At 47.5% G+C, this 19,920-nt stretch carries 7 protein-coding genes; all 7 read right to left on the reverse strand.

Translation table 11 applies throughout. From position 1 onward, the window contains the following. Entirely contained in the window at positions 1-11,493 is an 11,493-nt protein-coding gene (locus FXV75_RS10435) for a DUF4347 domain-containing protein (protein WP_148833192.1), read from the reverse strand. Continuing rightward, the gene (locus tag FXV75_RS10440) at positions 11,421-11,858 is read right to left on the reverse strand and encodes a DUF4347 domain-containing protein (RefSeq protein ID WP_148833194.1); all 438 of its coding nucleotides are present in this window, start codon (positions 11,856-11,858) and stop codon (positions 11,421-11,423) included. Before FXV75_RS10440 ends, FXV75_RS10435 begins: the two co-directional genes overlap by 73 nt. Positions 11,859-11,970: 112 nt before the next feature. After that, positions 11,971-12,714 (reverse strand): efflux RND transporter periplasmic adaptor subunit, encoded by a 744-nt coding sequence (locus FXV75_RS10445; protein WP_187424877.1) that lies wholly within the window; start codon positions 12,712-12,714, stop codon positions 11,971-11,973. A gap of 27 nt (positions 12,715-12,741) precedes the next feature. Then, on the reverse strand, positions 12,742-14,313 hold the full coding sequence (locus FXV75_RS10450; RefSeq protein WP_148833198.1) for a TolC family protein: 1,572 nt from the start codon (positions 14,311-14,313) through the stop codon (positions 12,742-12,744). Between the two features lie 42 nt (positions 14,314-14,355). Next, positions 14,356-14,997 (reverse strand): OmpA family protein, encoded by a 642-nt coding sequence (locus FXV75_RS10455; RefSeq protein WP_148833200.1) that lies wholly within the window; start codon positions 14,995-14,997, stop codon positions 14,356-14,358. A 234-nt stretch (positions 14,998-15,231) separates the two neighbouring features. Then, complete coding sequence (locus FXV75_RS10460) at positions 15,232-16,413, reverse strand: response regulator (RefSeq protein ID WP_187424878.1); 1,182 nt, start codon at positions 16,411-16,413, stop codon at positions 15,232-15,234. Continuing rightward, positions 16,373-19,504, reverse strand: coding sequence for a CHASE domain-containing protein (locus FXV75_RS10465; RefSeq protein WP_187424879.1), 3,132 nt, complete (start codon positions 19,502-19,504; stop codon positions 16,373-16,375). Before FXV75_RS10465 ends, FXV75_RS10460 begins: the two co-directional genes overlap by 41 nt. Positions 19,505-19,920 lie beyond the last annotated feature (416 nt).

Below are 19,920 nucleotides of genomic sequence, written 5' to 3' on the forward strand. Positions count from 1 at the left end.
CTAAGACACTAACAACGTCATCAAATCACTTCCATAATCATCATACTGCTCACCAGCTTGTGCCAATTGCTCGCTCAAAGGCACAAACACCTCACCGCGGTTCATCGTGACCGACGGAGCATTGTTTTCAATATCAAGAGCGGGAGGCAGGTTGTCTAAATCGACCTCCACTTCCAAAACACGAATATTCCCATCGGCGTCCACCGCATTGATCTTAAGCGAAATACTGCCTTGACCTTGTGGTGGTGTCAACGTCACCTGACCTGTGGTTGGGTTGACCTCAACCCAACTTGGCAAACCCGTACCATCCGCTAAGGTCGCGCTGTAGGAACCGCCTGGTTTGGCATCAATAATACTGATGCTCACTCTATCAGGCAGTACAGAAAGGCTGGCCACAGACAAATCCGTAATATTAGCTACCCCAGCTTGAGCGTCGGATACCTGTACCTGACCGTTCGCCCCTACATTGACCACCACACGCGACTCGGCAATGATGTTGCCGTTGGGAACCGCTGCAGCGGGCTGCACCAAGGGCGCTTCGGCCGCTGTCGGTGCACTATTTGAATCCGTGCCAAAACCGCTCACTTCACCCGACACAGTTTCAACCGTACCGGCTGGTAAACCGTTATTGTTATTGGGTAAATCTGGCAACGATGCCAACAACGGCGTTTCAGTGATCGCTACTTGCTGGCTCGGCGCCACAGGCGCATCCGACGAACTGATCGCTGGTGCAGGTCGTAAAGTCAAAGTAACAGGGGCTTTCACCTGTGCACCTTGTGCATCCGTCGCAACCACGTTAAGCGCGTTTATACCTTCAAAGCCGCCTTGAGGAGTACCAGAGAGTGTTCGAGCTACCGGATTAAAGACCAAACCTGTCGGTAAGTTTTCCATGCTCCAAACAAGCGTATTGACTTCATTTGCGTCGACATCAGCAAACAGATCTGCAGGCAAAGTCACTGGCACGAAAACTTGGCCAGACGTACCGGTCATCGCAACCAAGGAAGCTGATACGGTCGGTGCATCGTTTGCGCCAGTGATATTAAACACAGCATCGACAGTGTCAGTCACTAAGTTATCTGTTACCTGAACAACAAATCGATCCGTAACAATTTGACCAAAGGTTAATGTCTGCGTTGCATCAATGTCATTATTCAATGCATAACTCACCTGACCTGTCGATAAGGTAAAGGTCGCTGCTCCATATACACCTACTTTTGAATAAGTCGCACCACTGTCTGCGGTCACCCAGCCATTACTAGCTAAATACGCCGTATCATAGACCACAAAACCATCGGCATCCCCTTTAGTAAGAATCATAGTTGCGGTGTTGGTACTAAAAACAGCATTTTTAACGCCACCAGCTTCAATAATCACAGCACTTGCACTACTGGCCGAGACCGTTGGAGCGTTATCGTTGAGGTTATTAATGCTCACTGTAACGGCTTTGTCGATATTCAAACTGCCGGAATTGTAGTTCCCTGCACCGTTATCCGTGGCCACCACGTTGAAGCTGTAGCTGTCTTTGGTTTCGTAATCGGCGGAGGCTTTTAGCGTCACCGCGCCAGTAGTCGCGTTGATGTTCAATAAAGCCGCGTCCGTGCCGGTTAAGCTGTAACGCAAGGTATTATTGGTTGCTGTGCCATCAGCGTCTGTACCGGTAGCGGTATAAATCACCGTCGAGGTCGCGGCGTTTTCATTGACGCTGCCTGTCGTACCAGAGGTGATCACTGGCGTGTTGTCGTTCAAGTCGTTGACACTGACTGTAACGGCTTTGTCGATATTCAAACTGCCGGAATTGTAGTTCCCTGCACCGTTATCCGTGGCCACCACGTTGAAGCTGTAGCTGTCTTTGGTTTCGTAATCGGCGGAGGCTTTTAGCGTCACCGCGCCAGTAGTCGCGTTGATGTTCAACAAAGCCGCGTCCGTGCCGGTTAAGCTGTAACGCAAGGTATTATTGGTTGCTGTGCCATCAGCGTCTGTACCGGTAGCGGTATAAATCACCGTCGAGGTCGCGGCGTTTTCATTGACGCTGCCTGTCGTACCAGAGGTGATCACCGGCGTGTTGTCGTTCAAGTCGTTGACACTGACTGTGACGGCTTTGTCGATATTCAAACTGCCGGAATTGTAGTTCCCTGCACCGTTATCCGTGGCCACCACGTTGAAGCTGTAGCTGTCTTTGGTTTCGTAATCGGCGGAGGCTTTTAGCGTCACCGCGCCAGTAGTCGCGTTGATGTTCAACAAAGCCGCGTCCGTGCCGGTTAAGCTGTAACGCAAGGTATTATTGGTTGCTGTGCCATCAGCGTCTGTACCGGTAGCGGTATAAATCACCGTCGAGGTCGCGGCGTTTTCATTGACGCTGCCTGTCGTACCAGAGGTGATCACCGGCGTGTTGTCGTTCAAGTCGGTAATCGACAAGGTCACGGCTTTTTCTGTGCTGCGCATGCCGTCGGTGGCGATCACAGTGAAACCGTATGAGGCTTTTGTTTCGTAGTCAGCAACGGCGTTGAGTTTGACTTCGCCTGTACTCGAATCGATAGTAAAGACACTATGGTCGCCGGTAGCTTTCAAAGAGTAGGTGAGTGTATTGTGAACAGAACTTGAATCCGCATCGGTAGCGTTAGCATCGTATACCACCACGGTCAAAGCACTATTTTCGTTGATGCTGGCTGTTTCTAGTGAACTAAAGACGGGCACGTTATCGTTGACGTCGTTAATGCTGATCGTCACGTCTACCGCGCTAGAGGCTTGTCCTATTGCGTCTTTAGCCACAATGACCAATGTGTAGGTAGACAAGGTTTCATGATCAATAGCCAAGGCGCCTGCGCTGGTCAGCGCCAACACGCCATTATTATCAATCGTAAAGTACCCTGCCTCGTTACCTGATTGAATACTAAACTCGCTGATGCCATTGCTATCCGTGGCTTTTACTTGGCCAATGATCGTGCCTGAAGCCATACCTTCATCAAGAGTAACGCTTTGCGAGCCTGTCACCACGGCAGCGGTATTGTCTATGGTTAGCGTGTCGCCTGAAGTGAAGCCCGCGCTAATAGCGTTGCCTGCGGTATCGGTGATTCCTGTGCCTGAGGCCTTTAGGTCAAGACGCAAGGCGCCATTGCCCTCAATGCTGTTCACGGTGACTTGGTAGGTGCTGCCAGAGCCGGTTACAGAGCTAATATTGCCCGTCGCGCCGGCAGTCAAACTGAAATCACTGACATCTACTCCCGTTACCGCTTCGTTAAAGCTCACTGTAAAAGTAGCGGTATCAGCGGTAGTCAGGGCCGCACCGTCGCGATTGATCGCCACAACACTTGGACCGGTTGTGTCACGGATGATTTGCTGACCTACTTTGCCACCACTGATGGCATTGCCTGCTGTGTCTGTGATACCCGTTCCAGTGCTATTAAGGTCAACGCCTAATGTGCCATCACTCGTTAAGCCAGTCACAGAAACCGTATAAACCGAATCGGACACTTGGGTAACAGAACTGACCGTGCCACCGGTTGCGGTGCCGGTTAAGGTAAAGTCTGCGGCATCCACCCCACTCACCGCTTCACTGAATACCGCGGTAAAAGTTGCGGCACTGCCATTTATTGTCTCAGCGCCTGCACGCACGATCGCCACGCCAGTCGATGCAGTCGTATCAATCACAAAAGATTCACTGTCGCCTGCAGATAATACATTACCTGAGGTATCGGTAATATTTGATGTGGCCAGTGTCAGCACATAAGTGCCTTCCGTCGCCGTCGCCGTGGACAAATCCAGCGTATAAGCACGGCCACTACCAGCGACAGACAGCCCACTGATATCGACTGTAGAACCGTCTTTCGTTAATGTGAAGTCGCTGATGTCGACATTGGCGACTTGCTCACTAAAGTTAATAGTGATCGTGCCGGCATTCGGTTGAGTCGGATCAGCCACATCCACAATTGCTACAGTCGGCGCTGAGGTGTCTACGGTTCCCGTAGTGAAATTATAGCTCGTGGTGTCGTTAACGGCGGTGATCGCGTTGCCCGTGTCGTCTTTTAGCACCCCTGCCGTGAATTGCACCGCGTATTGATTGGTCGCTATCAAGTTGCTAGTTGGATCGATGGTTAACACATTACCCGCAATGGATAGCTGGCTTGCATGGCTAGTGACATCAATGCTCACACTGTTTGCGCCAGCACCAGTAATGTCGTAGAGCGTGATAGTACCTGAGCTGCCCAGTTGAACCGCTTCATCGAAGGTAATTTGAATCGAATCTGCTACCGACACGCCGGTCGCGTTATCGTTCGGCACAACAGTTGAGATGCTCGGGGCCTGATCGTCAGAGACCGTAATAGAAAAAGCTTTTTCATAGGTGGCATCACCATCGCTCACTTGTACGCGAACGCTGTATGTCCCCGCCGGAACATCGGCACGCTCGGTAATGCGAAGATCCGCGCCGTTGATGTTGAACAAGCCGTTATTCGTATCGCCCGCACCGGTCACTAACGAGTAACTGAAGCTTTCACCGGTATCCGCATCGGTGGCAGAGAAGCTACCGACCACAACATTGCTCGCGCCTTCAGAGTGATTATAAGACGCATCCGATAAGGCCATATCAGTTGGCGTGTCGTTAATAGAAGTACTGATCACCGTGGTGGTATTGTTGGTGCCGTTCACCGTACCGTCGTTTACTGTGATGGTAAAAGTCGTTGTTTCCGTTGAGCCAACCGCCACACGGTTGTCTGCTGGATCAAACACCAACGCGCGCAGCGCAGCTTGTGCTGATGCTAATGTTGTAGACGACAACGTATACGAACCGCTACCCGCATCGGTAAAACCAGAGGTAGTTAAAGACGTCGCAGTGAACCCCCCTTTAGCCGCGGTATCCAGCGCAACGGTGACAGAAACATTGTCGTTATCCACATCGGCTAAAGTAATCGCACCAAATGGTGACATAGTAGCCGCGTCATTCACGGCTTGGCTAGCTGCTGCGCCAGATAGGGTGGGCGCTTGGTTTACCGGAGCAATGGTCGTCGCGTCAACTTTGGTTACTGCGGATTGCAAGTTAGGGGTGCCTTCATCGTCTTCTGCTACCACGTAAATATCGTACGAGGTGCTGGCCGTTAAGCCTGTGACATTGAAGGTATTAGAAAATGCACCACTAGAAACAGTGGCACTGCCGGATGTAATGACTGCAGCACCACGTCCATTAATATCACCGTATGAGACACCCGCTTTGACTTGAGCGGCCGTCGGAGCCTGAGCCCCATCGGCCACCACAATATAATAAACCTTACCGGCTTCATTGATGTCAGCGGTGAGATCAAGCGTGATGTCCGCGATATTGCTAACTGAAGGCGTTGAACTCTCGAATACAGGGGCAGTTATATCTGAATTAGCGAATTCAGATAAATTAAAATTATCAAATTGAAAATTTTGAGTCTTATCAGGTAAATAGTATTCGATTGAGGCAACGCCCTGAACTGAGCTAAATGAGCTTTCGAACCAACTAAAAATACTAACCGAAGTTGTATTTAATGTTTTACCATTGGCCAAAGTAAGAGTTTCAATAACCCCTCCGTTGATTCCTTTAAATGTTACTGTCGCCCCTTTGGAATAAGCTTGGTTAACAAATGAACTGATTTTCATATCATCTACAGTAAACGTTTTGGCATCAGTCCCATCTGCTTTGAAAATAAAGGTTTGACCTGCAGCACTAGTACTAGGGTATGCCACAGTGCCGTCTAAAGTCAGATTATTCGATACAATAAACCTATTATCTGTAACCACCTTAAACCCTGGACCACCACTATCACTGGCACCTAAGCCTGAGAAGTTTACAGTTTCTAAGGTGCGGTCATACGTTTCAAATAAAGCTATATCTAATAACGAACCATCTTCAACCTCACCATTTTTAACCTCTAACACCCAATCGCCACCCAGCATAGCCGAGCCAGTCAAGTCATCAGAAGCGGCAATGTCTGCCCCTGTCACTTGGGCAAGTTGGTTGATGAAGTCTAGGCCGGCATCGCCTTGGGCGACGTTACAGCCATAAAGCAGGATATCGCCGTTTTCACTAAGAGCATTACCCCACGCTGCATACACACCGCTGTTTTCAGTAATGGAAGATTCACTGAGGGTTTCTGCACCAAGGTAGACTTCCCCAACGCCACCGTGCGACAGAATATGTAAAGCCTCTAGGTCGCTGTAATTGGCTAAAATTTCGGTGATTTGCTCTACCGCTGAACGAGAGCCGTCTAATAACCAGATGTCTGCGTTAGGGTTGGCTTGTTTGGTTAAGTCCACTAGACCAGGAACACGAGAATCCACAATGACCACTTGCGTTGCATCGGCAACGGATTGCTCTAACAAAGTGCCGACACGGTTTAGGTCTTCAATGGCATCAAGCTGTGTTTGCGTTAATGCGCCTTCATTTAACAAGGTGCCCGCGATGGTGTAGGTGTCGCCCGCCGTGAAGGTAGCGGTCGAGGCTTGGCTAAGTGCGTCGTCAGCGGAGCCGGTAAAACTCAGCCCAAGCGTTTGGCCGATGGTGCCATTCACACCTGCTACCGTGACTTTAAAAACCTTGCCGTCGGTGCTGGAAACACTGCTTACGCCCGTATTAGTAGCGTTACCTGTGACGGCAAAATCACTGCTCGCCACGCCGGACACGGTCTCGCTAAAGACGACGGTAAACACCACATCCGTGGCGGTTCCTGCTTTGACTTGATTCACCATGCCACGGCTGATGCTCGCCACTGTCGGTAAGGTGTTGTCGATGGTGTAGCTTTCATCCGTGCTAGGCTCGGTGCCTGCAAAGCTGTTGCCAGAAGTATCAGTAATATTTTGACTCGATTTGAAATTCAGACCGAGTGCGCCGTCACCCGTAATACTACCAACCGTCACAGTATAAGATGAACCAGAGCCAGTCACGCTCGTCACGGTTCCCGTTACGTCACCTGAAATTTCAAAATCATCAGCGTTGACATTTGTTACGCTGCCATCAAAGGTCACATCAAAGGTGACGGTATCTGCCGTACTTAGTGCGGTATTGGTGGTAATAATCGCCGTCGCGGTTGGTGCGGTATTATCAATCGTGTATCGCTCGGTCACCGCACTGGCTGTCGTAGCCGTCAGTGCTGTACCCGCCGTATCGGTCACAGTGGCGGCTGACTTAAGCTGCACGCCAAGGCTACCATCACCGCTCGCGCCATTTACCGTGATTACCAGACCATTACCCGTGCCAGTGACACTGGCAATGCTGGCCCCCGATGTGGCTGTGCCGGTTAATTCAAAATCGTCCGCACTTAAACCGGTGACATTTTCGCTAAACACCGCCATAAACTGCACGGAATCCGCGTTGGTCATCTCGCTGTCCACACGGTTAATCGAGATCAACGTCGGCGCAACCGTATCAACGGTATAGACTTCATCGTCTGCAGGTTCTGCCGTCGCTAGCGCATTGCCTGCCAGATCGGTCACCGCATGGCCCGATTTCAGGTTTAACCCAAGCGTGCCAATACCTGAAATACCCGTCACGTTCACAGTGATTGTGTTCGTACCTGAGCCAGTAATAGAGCCAATCGTGCCCGCTACCGAACCACCGGCATTCAGCTCAAAGTCTCCCGCTACCGCATTCACGGCTTCATTAAACGCTAACGTAAAGCTAGTAGTCGATCCTGTGATGGTATTGTCATCAGCACGTTGAATCGACAAGAAGGTCGGTGCAGCACCATCGGTGACACCCGTGGTAAAGTTCAAAGTCGTATTGTCGCTGATACCAGCGTAAGTGTTCCCAGCAGTGTCGCGTACGGCATTACCGTCTACTCGAATGGCATAGGTCGTCGCTTCGTCTAGGTTTGCCGTAGGATTAAGTGTTACTGTGTTGCCCGTATAAGTAAGGTTACTGCCATTCAATACATCAAAGGTCTCGACTGTGGCACCTGTGGTGACGTTGATTAGGGTAATCTCATCATAACCTTTGGCAATGTCTTCACTAAACGTCAGAGTAATGTCACCACTTGGGGCAACTGAAACAGCCTCATCAGCAGGGTTACTAGAAGACAAAGTCGGAGCGGTATCATCGACAGTAATGGTTAATCCAGAGGATGCCACACTGACGTTACCAGCGGCATCCGTGGCTTTTGTCGTTAAGGTATGACTGCCTGTAGAAAGCGCAGAGCTGGTGATGCTCCAATTCCCGGAGCCATCCGCCGTGGTCGTGCCGAGCAACGTGGTGCCATCGGTATCGTAGAGCTTAACGCTGGCATTCGCTTCAGACGTACCGGTTAGCGTCGGCGTGGTGTCGTTCGTTATGTTATCGACATTAGAAACACCCGAGTCAGACGCAGTAGCCAAATCTGGTGTAGACGTGGCATTCGGTGCCGTGGTGTCTGTAATGTCTAAGTTAATAATGGAGGCGCTGGAATCTACCACTCCGTCGTTAGCTTTAATCGTAAGTGTCGCAGCATTATCACCACTGACACCTACAGCACCAGTGTATTTAATATTAGATGTGGTATCTAAATAAGAATTAATATCCGAAAGCCCGCCAGAAATTGTTAACTCTCCACTGTTTGTATTAACAATTGTCAGGGAGCCACTGCCTGAAGCAGCAGATAAAGAGCCTGAAGAAGCGGTCAACGTGACTGTTGCACTGCTATTGTCAGCGTCAACAAATACAATCGATGATAAATCTATATTAGATGCTGAATTTTCAATAACAGTAAGATCTGCTGGAGTATTTGTTATGGTAGGTACATCATTTACGGCGGTAATCGCAACAGTTTCCTGCAGAGTATTGCTTACGCTCTGTCCATCGCTTACCGCGATAGACATTTTTCTAGAGGAACTTACCGAAGTTGGCGTATCGGATGATGAGGCATAGGTTACAGCTCTAAGTGCCGATTGCCACTGAGCTAATGTCGCCGTTGCCCCTGCCGAAGTTAAAGTAAGAATACCATTTGCCGTATTGTATGAGGCAGTAACATTCCCCATAGTTGCGTTATCATTCACGAAGGACAACACATCACCCACAGTAAAGCCCGTATCTATGGTGACCGTTGCAGAAGATAAAACGGTATTATCTACATCGCTGATCGTTAGACTGGTAAAAATGACTGAAGGCGTACCATTTTCTGTGTAAGCAACAGCGGATTTAAAGCTTGAATTTAAACTACCGTCACTGTTGTATTTTGCTAAGACAAAGTCATTATTGCCATCTGCTTGGTAGCGGTTACCTGCAACAAATATACTTCCAGAAGCATCAATATCCGCCCCCCACGCATAGTTGTTACGACTATCTAAATCGGTAGTGACTTTACCAGATGCCCCAAACGTGGTGTCCATTAAACCATTCGCATTTAAACGTACCAACTGATAGTCGGCGTCGCCACCGGCATTCTTGTTTCCGATTACATTTACTTTGCCATTGGCATCGATAATAATTTCTTTATATTGATTAAAACCTACATTAGAAAGATCGGCATAACCATTAACACCAAAAGATGTATCAACATTTCCAGACGTCAAATTAATTTTGACCAACTCATTTTTTAGAATGAAAGAGCCGTCAAGATATCCCGTAGAAGTAATAGCGAACACATCATTACCATTAAAACTCACTGGGCTAGAAGAAAACGTGAATAGCATACCTGAGTAAACTGGCGATAATTCGATGACACCGCTCGTGCCAAAATTTGTATCGACAGTACCTGTTGCGGTGTATTTAGAGACAATAATTTTTTTATTAACCGGATCATTCAATAATTGGTAGACACTGCCATCACTGTTTGAAGAAAAACCAGCACTTGTTGCAGTTGAATACGTTGTATTTTTAACACTACCGTCTCCACCCCAATTTGTGTCTAAGCTACCCGCCGAATTGACTTTGATTAAAGTGGAATCTGATTGGTATCCAAATAAATACCCTCCATCTGATGTCGTTTGAACTGTCCAGAAAAACAACGCCCCGGGTTCGTCATAAACAAAGAAACCATTCGTACCAAATGAGGTATCAATCGTCCCATCCGTGTTATAGCGTACCGCTAGACTTTCGGTACCATTAGCATCATTTACAGTTTGACCCACCACGACTATTTTGCCATTGGCATCAATCACAATAGCGTAGGCCCTATCATCCCCCGACTCTGTACTACTCTCTGTATTTGTAGCGGTTCCTAACGCACTAAACGATGTTAAAACAACACCATTATCACCAAATGAGTCGTCTAACGTTCCGTCAGTGTTGTAACGCAACAACGCAATGTCATCGTCTGTTCCCGTCCAACTGTACCCAACAACGACGGCTTTCCCATCAACTTGAACAGCGACCTCGTAAGCACGATCTGTGCCTGCACCAATTGCGCTTGCAAGAATGCCAGACTGACTACCTAATATTGGCGCGTCGTTCACGTCGGTAATATCAAGATTGACGATTGAAATACTCGAATCTATCGTGCCGTCGTTGGCTTTGATACTAAGGGTCGCGGCGTTCTCACCACTTACGTTGGTGTCACCTGTGTAGTTAACATTCGTCGTTGTGTCTAAAAAGGTGTTGATGTTGGCGGCTGTGCCAACCAGCGTCAGTGTGCCTGTGCCGGAACCACTTACTGTCACGCTGCCACCGCTGCTGGCCGCTAACGTGCCCGCCGAGGCGGTCAGCGTTGCCGTTAGGCTATCGCCATCACTGTCGGCAAAGGTCACCGCAGAGAGATCGACATTGGAAGCCGTGTCTTCGGTTACCGTAATGTCTGATGGAGCATCAGAAATAGTTGGCGCTTGGTTTGCCGGAGCAATGGTCGTCGCGTCAACTTTGGTTACTGCGGATTGCAAATTAGGGATACCTTCATCGTCTTCTGCTACCACATAAATATCGTAAGCCGTGCTGGCCGTTAAGCCTGTGACATTGAAGGTATTAGAAAATGCACCACTAGAAACAGTGGCACTGCCGGATGTAATGACTGCAGCACCACGTCCATTAATATCACCGTATGAGACACCCGCTTTGACTTGAGCGGCCGTCGGAGCCTGAGCCCCATCGGCCACCACAATATAATAAACCTTACCGGCTTCATTGATGTCTGCAGTCAAGTCCAGTGTGATGTCCGCTATATTGCTGGCTGATGGGCTACTATCGAATGTAGGAGCAGTCGTGTCGGATGGCACTAAGGTCATCTCAAATGAACCAATTACTAGATTATTAGATTCTATTTCACCTATATTGGTTTCCAGATCCCAATCCCCCCCTAACTCAGCCGAGCCAGTCAAATCATCCGACGCCGCAACATCCGCTTGCGTGGCTTGAGCTAAAGCGGTAATAAAGTCTTGCCCTTCACCGCTGGCGACTTCACAACCGTACAGCAATAAATCACCGTCTTCAGTGAGCGCCGCGCCAAGGGTTGTTAGGTCGTCAGCGCGGGTTGTTACGCTGCTGGAATCTAGGTTGAAGGCGCCTAATCCACTGCCCCTTCCGAGCCATGGGATAGGATATGAATGGCGTCGTAATCGCTGTTGGACTCGGCCCACAAGGCCATTTGAGCCAAACCATCTTGCGAGGAATCCAATAAGACAATTTCCACACCCGCACCAATGCCGTCTATAAGAGTTTGGTAATCGTCAACATTGTCTTCAATGAAAACCACTTCTTTTTTGCCGTTGTTTTGGGCAGGGTCAACGCCACGCACTTCCGTCGGGGCGATGAGAATAGTGTCATGATGATCTTGTGAATCAATCGCCCCCTGTGTGGCGTCGTTATAAAGTTGAGAATCGGTCAACGCATCCATAGCGGTGGCGACGGCAGCACCATCCAATAACAAGCGAGGCTCTAGTGCCGTAATCAGGGGTTTACGAGCGGTTTTTTTCATTTTGTTATGGGGGGTGTGCTTTTTCATAATGACTACCTGTTTAGGGCTAGGATTTGAACCGGCTATCGTGTGCGGCTCAAACTAAAAAATAGGGTTTGTTTGCTACTTTGCTTTGAAAGCGATAACGCTGTTTATCCGTTCAAAACTCGGCGACAACACTCATACCGGGTAATACCTTAGCCGGTATACTAGAGATGGTCGCACGCAGCTGTAAGGTTTGGCTGGTGGGATCGACGCTTGGTCCGATATGGCTAATCACCGCTTGCAGTGTTTGTTGCGTTTCTTCAACCTGCAATGTGATGGCTTTATTGATCGTCAGCCAAGCCATCCATTGTGCTGGCACAATAATGTCGGCTTCTAATGAAGCGCGACTGACGATGTTCATCAAAGCCTGTTGCTGTTGCACCACTTCAAAACGCTGTATATCGAGCTGCTCCACGTAGCCATCATAAGGAGCTTTGATGTCACATCGGTCGACATTGAGCTGCGCCATACCCTGTTCCGCTTGCGTTTTTTGTAACTCGGCTTCGGCGATAACAACGTCCAAGCTGCCAACGGAGTTAAGCAGATTGAGTTGACGTGTGCTGTCTAATTTGGCGGTGGCTACGGTTACTTCAGCGTCGACTTTTTGCAGCTGGGCCGCAAACAATCGGCAGTCTAGTTGAATAAGCGTATCGCCTTGCTTAAATCCATCGCCCATCTTTTTGGGTAATGCAATAACACGGGCGGCCAGTTCGCTAGACAAGGTGGCTTTGTTGGTTGCAACCAACAAGCCCCTCGCTTTCACCGTCTCTTGTGCCACAACAGGCAATGAGAAGAGGCTCGCGAATAAACACGTTAACAAAGCTTTAGTTTTCACTTTTTCCGCCGTCATACTCTTCATTCTAATCATCACCTTAGCCACCAAACCCTATTGTTCTGTGGTATGAGCCGTTAACGCCGCTTGCATGTTGTCTTCAGACACGTAGGCGATGTCACCCCGTTCCCAGTGGGCAAACATGGTGTCAAAGGCGTTGGACAATTGGTCTAAATCCATGCTTCCAAATCCTTCTGGTAAGGGGTCCAAGCCCATAGAAACCAGCACTTTACCGAAGTTATTTTGCAAATCTGCGTAGGCTACGTCACGGCGTAACTCGGCTAATAAAGCATTAAGATCTTCACGTATTACCGTCAATTCTCCGATCTGCTGGGCCGCGCGGTTAGAATCGACTTGGTTTTGGATGCGCTGCGCCACGTCAAAATATTGGTCGGCAAGCGCATAAGTGTCATTGGCTTCTTTTAATTGTAAATCCGCAATGTGAACCTGTGAAATCACCGACATAGACATGGCCAAGGCTTGCTGTTTGCTGGCAGCGATTTTGAGGTTATTGAGCTTATCAATGCTGCCATAGCGGAACACGTTCATTAGGTTCCAGTTGATGCCGACACCGGTGGATGTCCAGTCGTTATAACGCAGGTAGTCAGAATCGTTATAATTCAGACCCGCGCTCAAGCTCAGGCTTGGAAACAGCGACAAAAACGCCGAATGCACTTCCTCTTGAGTAATGCGCTCTTGATATTGAGCCTCTCTTAGTTCAGGTCTCAACACCAAGGCGGTGCGCTCCATGTCCGCCATATTTAACGAAAACGAAGGGGTAGTGAAATTCGGGTTTGACACATCGGCGAGTTCAAATTCGGTGGAAGGATTCAAGCCCATTAACGTCGCCAATTCAGACTTCGCTGGCACCAAATCTTTACGAATATCTTGCAGGGTACGTAATGATTCCAACAAGGCGCGCTGATACGTCAGCGCTTCCATCGGGGACTGCGTTCTGAGTTGCTCTATTCTCGCAGAATCAGCCAACGCACCGCGAGCCTTGATAATCAGCGGTGTAATTTTAGTCAGCAAACGCTCAGCCGACACCGCTCGGTAATAGGCACGGCGAGATTGTTCCATGATGCTGTGCACCACTTTGCGCTCACGCTCTTTGGAGATTAAAAAACGATCCGCTTGCTGTTTGGCTCGGTAATAAGATAAACCAAAGTCCAGCACATCCCAGGTCGCGCCAATACTGGCGTTCACCGTGTTTTTATCAGACGACACGGAATAGCTAGGGTTATTCCCAAGGCTAGATGGCTCATCACCAGAAAAAGTTACCGACGCGGATGCGGCGTAATTGCTGCGGCGGCTATAACCGGCTTGCGCCGCTAACTCTGGCAACATATCAAAGCGATCAACCGCTAACTGGCCTTGTGATACCACCGCTTCAAACGCTCTTAAACGTGCATCGCGGTTGTATTTAATGGTTCGAGCAAAGGCTTCATTGAGGTCAATCGGACCCACAATAGGTGCCAGGTCTTGTTCCAATAAAACCGTGTTCTCATGGGCATTCGCCATCACATCATTATTGGTCAAACGATTGGGGGTGATTGAGCATCCCGCGACTGTGGCAGCTACAAGCATCGCCAGTACGGTTTTACCAAAAATAGGGTAAGTCGCCATGGTATTTCCTTTAAAAATCAGTTTTTGAATAAATACGTTAGATTAATAAGCAGAATCGAGCAGACTGAAGCTAATCTCAACGCGTCGGTTAGGGGCATACTGACGAATTAACGCTGCTCTTGAGAGGGTTTGCGACCTTGATTCAGGCACAACGAGGTTATTTTCACCATGTGCTTCCACTCGTACTTGCTGTGCAGACACTCCAGCATTACGTAAGCGCTGACGAATTGTGTCAGCACGCTGGTAAGACAGCGCTCTGTTATAACGCTCGCTGCCAATAGGGTCCGTGTAGCCATGCAGCGTAACAACCGCAGTCGAGTTCGCCATCAAAAAACGAGCCACATCCCGAACATAGGCACTGCTTGTTACCGACTGATCGAAATCAAATAACATCGGTTTAATCACAGGAATGACTACAGACGCGGCCTTGGCTTTTAAAATGACCTTATCGTTAGACACAGCTCCTGTGGAAGACACTTGCGTTGTGTTTTGCGGCTCGATCATCGTTTTATCAGAGACCGGCGCCATTTTTTTCACCGATTCAACAATGGGTGCACACTGGGTGTAACGATCATCGCAATTTAAGGCCACTGGGTCATAACTCGACACACTCGAACAACCAGAAAGAAACACAAGTACCAACGCGGCCCATGCAGTTTGATTTAATGCTCGGTTAAGCATCATTTAATTTTCCTTAAAAGAGGTAATGAGTAAATAATATGAAAACGCTTGTATTGTGCAGTTTAACGTTTAACAAAGCCACCGCCAGAGAGGCAGTGCAACAAATTATTACAAAGTAATCAACGCAACGCGTAGTCAGCGAATTTAAACAACGAACTATTCACAGTAATGTAACAGAATAACGATTTAACCTAAGTGAAACTCTACGGCATAAAAGCCTTTTTGGCGCTGGTTTGGTTATTCCGCCCTGCCGGGTAAAAGCGGGTAAATGAGGGTTAATTCATGGGTGGCAATATTACGTAGACGCTGAACAAGGTCTGTGAAAAGAGGGTTTGGGGTTGCGTCAGACGCTTGTTGAGATTGATTAAGTTGGCTTTCTGCCTCACAAAGGACGCCATGAAGGGTGGTTAGGCCGATGGTGCCAGAGCTGCCTTTCAGTGAATGGAGCACAGCCGCTGCTTCTTGGTAAGCTTTTTGATCAATTTTTTCTTGTAGGGTAAGCATTAGATGAGTGAAATTTTGTTCAAAAATACCTAATAAACGCTCGTAAAAAGCCGCATCACAGCTTAAGGGTTCAAGCAGTGTTTCCAATGTCTTTTGTTTAAATTGGATACCATGTAACGCGGACTCACTGAAAACAGGCTCAAGTGTCTTCACTATTGAGTCGTTTTTCTTGTTTAAAACAATGATGTTCTCTGAATCCATATTCTGTGTAGAACGGGGCGCTAATGGATTCTCTTCACGGTGATTTAATACGGATGCTTGAATGGAAACGACTGCATTCGGCTGTGTATAAGACAAAATAGTCTCGATCACTTTGGTGAGAACAAAAGGCTTTCCGATGTGCCCATTCATACCGGCGTTTAAGCAGTTTTCTTTGTCTGATAATGACACGTTGGCCGTCATTGCAATAATCGGTAAATCGGAAAACCGAGCGTTTGCACGAATTTGTCTTGTCGCTTCTAGCCCATCAATAACGGGCATCTGCATATCCATTAGCACAAGGTCATACTTTTGAAAGCCCTCTACTACACTATTTATTCCTTCTTGTCCTCCAATGGCAATATCGACTATCGCGCCCTCATGCTCTAACAATTCTGAGGCTATAATGCGATTAAACTCGTTATCTTCAACCAGCAATAGCCGTATCCCTTTTAAAGGAAAAGCACTGAGAGTGGGTTTGATGCTATTAGGGCTGGCTGAGCAGCCATCTGAAAGTGTACGATCTAACATCATGGGTATTTGATGAGGCGTAATAGGTTTAGACACATAGGTTACACAAGGCATCGGTGTGTTATTAAGCTGTTTAATGAGCTCTTCTCGTTTCAGCTCTGTCACCATAATAAACACAGGAGTGTCTTTTGCTTCGGGTCTGGATTTAATCTGCTGTGTGGCCTCTAAACCACTGATACCCTGCATTTGATATTCTATAAGCACAGCCTGAGGCATGGTTTTTTTTCGCGATACTGCTGTCTATTTGTTGCACTGCTTTTTCACCAGAACGGGCCATCACAACGTTTGGCCCGTATTGCTCTACCGTGCTTTTTAATATGCTCAAACAGATGTCATTCGTGTTGACGATGAGCACGTTTTTATCCTGACTTAAAAAAGGAGAGGCTTTCTCTTTGATAGAACTAGCATCAGCAACACAAAGCGCTACATCAAACCAAAAGTGACTCCCCTTACCGACTTCGCTTTGCAATTGTATTTCGCTACCCATAAGTAAGACAATGCGTTTACTGATTGCAAGGCCAAGGCCTGAACCACCATATTTTCTCGATGTGGAGACTTCTGATTGAGTAAAAATATCAAACACAGTCTGTTGCTGAGTTTGGCTTATCCCAATCCCAGTATCCATAACATTAAAGCGCACTAAACAGGCCGTGTCTTGTAACTGCAAGCGTTCAATTTTAACGATAATCTCACCATGATCAGTAAACTTGATGGCGTTGTTGGCAAGATTAATCAACACTTGCTGCAATCGCTGCCTGTCCCCTTCAAAACGATCTGGTAGCAGAGGATCAATATCAAAAAGAAGCTCCACGTTTTTATTGCCTAAATTTGGCGTCAGCACAGCGGCAAGTTCATTCAACAGATCTTCTGTTGTAAATGGGTATTTTTCAAGTTCTAGCTTGTCGGATTCAATTTTTGAAAAATCTAAAATATCGTCGATCAACTTTAATAAAGACTGCGCTGCAATTTGTGCTTTATCGGCATAACTGTTTTGTTGCATGGACAGCTCCGTTGTTCTGATCAACTGAAGCATGCCCAAAACCGCGTTCATCGGTGTTCTAATTTCATGGCTCATATTGGCTAAAAACATCGACTTGGCGGCATTGGCCGTATCCGCAATGTTTTTAGATTCACGCAGCTTAAATTCAAATTCACGCTGGGCCGTAATGTCACGATTAATCCCCACGACTCTTAACGCTTCTCCCTCCGCATTACGCTGAATGTAAGCCCCCCCTTGAATGTAACGAAGCTGACCGCTAGGGAGCAATAATCTAAAAACTGTATTAAAATCCCCTTTACCCATTACAGCATCATTTAATTGGGTCGCGGTTAATTGTCGATCTTCAGGGTGTATTCTGGATTCCCAATGAGAATAGTTTAACTCACTCTGATTTAGTGAGGTGGGCTGTTCATAAAACTCAAACATTTTGTTATTCCAGATGAGAGAACTGTCTTCTAATACCCATTCCCAAATGCCCAGCTCAGCCACATAGTACACCATCATTAACTGCTCTGTTCGGCTAAGCAGTTGTCTTTGCGTCGTCAGCAGTTCAATGTGCTTTCGTTTTTGCTCCGTAATGTCCACCGCAATAAACAAGTAGCCGCTGATTTTACCTTTCGCATCGAGCATCTGTGTCAGAACAAGTTTAACGTCAATAACGTGGCCATCTTTATGTAGATAATGCCACTCTTGGTATTCACTGTTTTTGTGTGCCATCAATAAGAGAATTTGAAAGTCTTGAATCGGTCCAGCGTTCGGTTGATCAAATGAGGAAGCATAGCGGTCTGTCAGCTCTTTTTGTGAATGAAAAACCAAGGGCGTTTTTTTACCTACCATGTCCTCAGCTTGGTAGCCTAAAAGATGCTCAGCGCCGCGATTAAATAACTGAATATTGCCCTCTAAATCAGTGGCTATAATAGCAAAATCCGATGCCGCCATTAGGACATTTTCAAACAAGGTGTTCAGGCTTGCTATTTCACTGGTTCGTTCAAACACCTGATATTCCAAGCTTTCATTCAGCTCACGAACTTTAGCCTCGGCGACTTTTTGCGCGGAAATATCACGCACCGTTTTAGATGCGGCCACCACCACACCCTCATCAGAATAAATAGGCGAAAGCGTGATAGAAACATCAATAGAGGAGCCGTCTTTTTTGTATCTAAGTGTATGAACGCTGCTAAGAGATTCACCCAGAGCAACGAGCTTCAACTGAACAGAATGCTCATGCCTAAACGGCGTTGCTATGATCAGTTGAGTGATATCTTTGTTTATCGCTTCTTCATTGGTGTAACCAAAAAGCTGCTCAGCGGCTTTGTTCCAGCTTTTTACGGTGCCGTCCAATGACAGCGCAATAATGCCATCGGCAGAACTCTCCACCAGAGCGGCGAGCCTATCTCGCTGCTTAGTAAAACCCCGTTTGTGATTGTAATTGGCTTCCATAAAGCCGGCTAACAGCGCCATAATAAAGGCCGCGATACTGCCCAAAATCCCAACCAAAAGGGGAGACAACAGATTGGCGTTTTCAAAAAATGTCGGTGTTGCGGTTAAATCAAACTGCCAATCTCGACCGTAAACACGCACTGTCGCTATAACGGCGTTCGCCCCTTGCGCGTTTAACGCGTTGTTACTAAATAACCGCTCCGGTGCACTTGGGTCAGTAACATCGTATATGTCGAGGACAAAATGATCATTGTCTAATATTCCCACATCAGCGAGCACATCATCGATGATCAATGGGGCATAACTCCACCCAAACGCCTGAGCCTCACGTTCTGCGACACTGTTTGGGAGCGTAATATCTCGATATAATGGCAGTAGCATCAAAAAAGATCGCCTTCCACTTCCATCTGGCTGAACTAAAGTAATGGGCCCTGTTAGCCTCACCTCACCACTTTGCATGGCAGAATACGCCGTCTGATAAAGGTTTGGTTCTGATGCGATATCAAGGCCAAGGGCCGCAAAATTTCGCGCTACGGGTTCAATATATTCAATAACATAACGCTCGCCCGCGTTAGGTGATAGCTCTTTAACACGAAAATCGGCTCTGCCGTCTGCTTTTGCTTTGGCGAGAAATGGCGCTATTTTATCAGCGGGCACTCGGCGAATAAAACCAAAACCAAGTGCTCCTGGAAACTCATTATCGATGTCACGGGTTAAGTTGTAACGATAAAAAACATCCCGGCTTAGGTTGCTTTCTGCAACGGCAAACAAAGCACCTCGCACGCCCATTAGACCATATTGATACATTTCCATGTGAGCAACGACATTTTCCTCCATGAAATCAAGCGACTCCTGGAGCTCTGCTTGAACTTGTGTGACGTTATCGCGTTGGATTTTGTGGCCAAGAAGACCTGTGATGAAAAGGCCAAAAAGAAACAGAAAAAGAGCCCCTTTGTATTTGATTAGAGCGCTTGACGACATCGTAGGACAGTCTCTTTATAGGCAAAATGATCACACATGCTACAAAAAACACCGTCTAAAACGCAGAAAAAATTTGTAACGCTATGTATCCCGCGCTTACTGTAATAAACGCTTATAGGTTGGGGGCATAAGGTATTTTTATAAGACGAATGTTTTCGTATAGAAGCTTGCCCCCCACTAACAGCCTTACAAAAAACACCATTCGTAAAACCTTAGACACAAGTAACAAAAAGCAACAGTTTAAGGTTTGATCACCACACTTTTACATGATT

This window comes from Marinomonas sp. IMCC 4694 (genome assembly GCF_008122525.1).
In the GTDB taxonomy this organism is placed as follows: Bacteria; Pseudomonadota; Gammaproteobacteria; order Pseudomonadales; family Marinomonadaceae; genus Marinomonas.

What these genes read in the sequence shown, in the direction of transcription:
- FXV75_RS10440 (WP_148833194.1), bottom strand. Translation starts at nt 11,858, where the DNA reads ATGAAAAAGCACACCCCCCATAACAAAATGAAAAAAACCGCTCGTAAA.
- FXV75_RS10445 (WP_187424877.1), bottom strand. Translation starts at nt 12,714, where the DNA reads ATGAAGAGTATGACGGCGGAAAAAGTGAAAACTAAAGCTTTGTTAACG.
- FXV75_RS10450 (WP_148833198.1), bottom strand. Translation starts at nt 14,313, where the DNA reads ATGGCGACTTACCCTATTTTTGGTAAAACCGTACTGGCGATGCTTGTA.
- FXV75_RS10455 (WP_148833200.1), bottom strand. Translation starts at nt 14,997, where the DNA reads ATGATGCTTAACCGAGCATTAAATCAAACTGCATGGGCCGCGTTGGTA.
- FXV75_RS10460 (WP_187424878.1), bottom strand. Translation starts at nt 16,413, where the DNA reads ATGCAGGGTATCAGTGGTTTAGAGGCCACACAGCAGATTAAATCCAGA.
- FXV75_RS10465 (WP_187424879.1), bottom strand. Translation starts at nt 19,504, where the DNA reads ATGGAGGAAAATGTCGTTGCTCACATGGAAATGTATCAATATGGTCTA.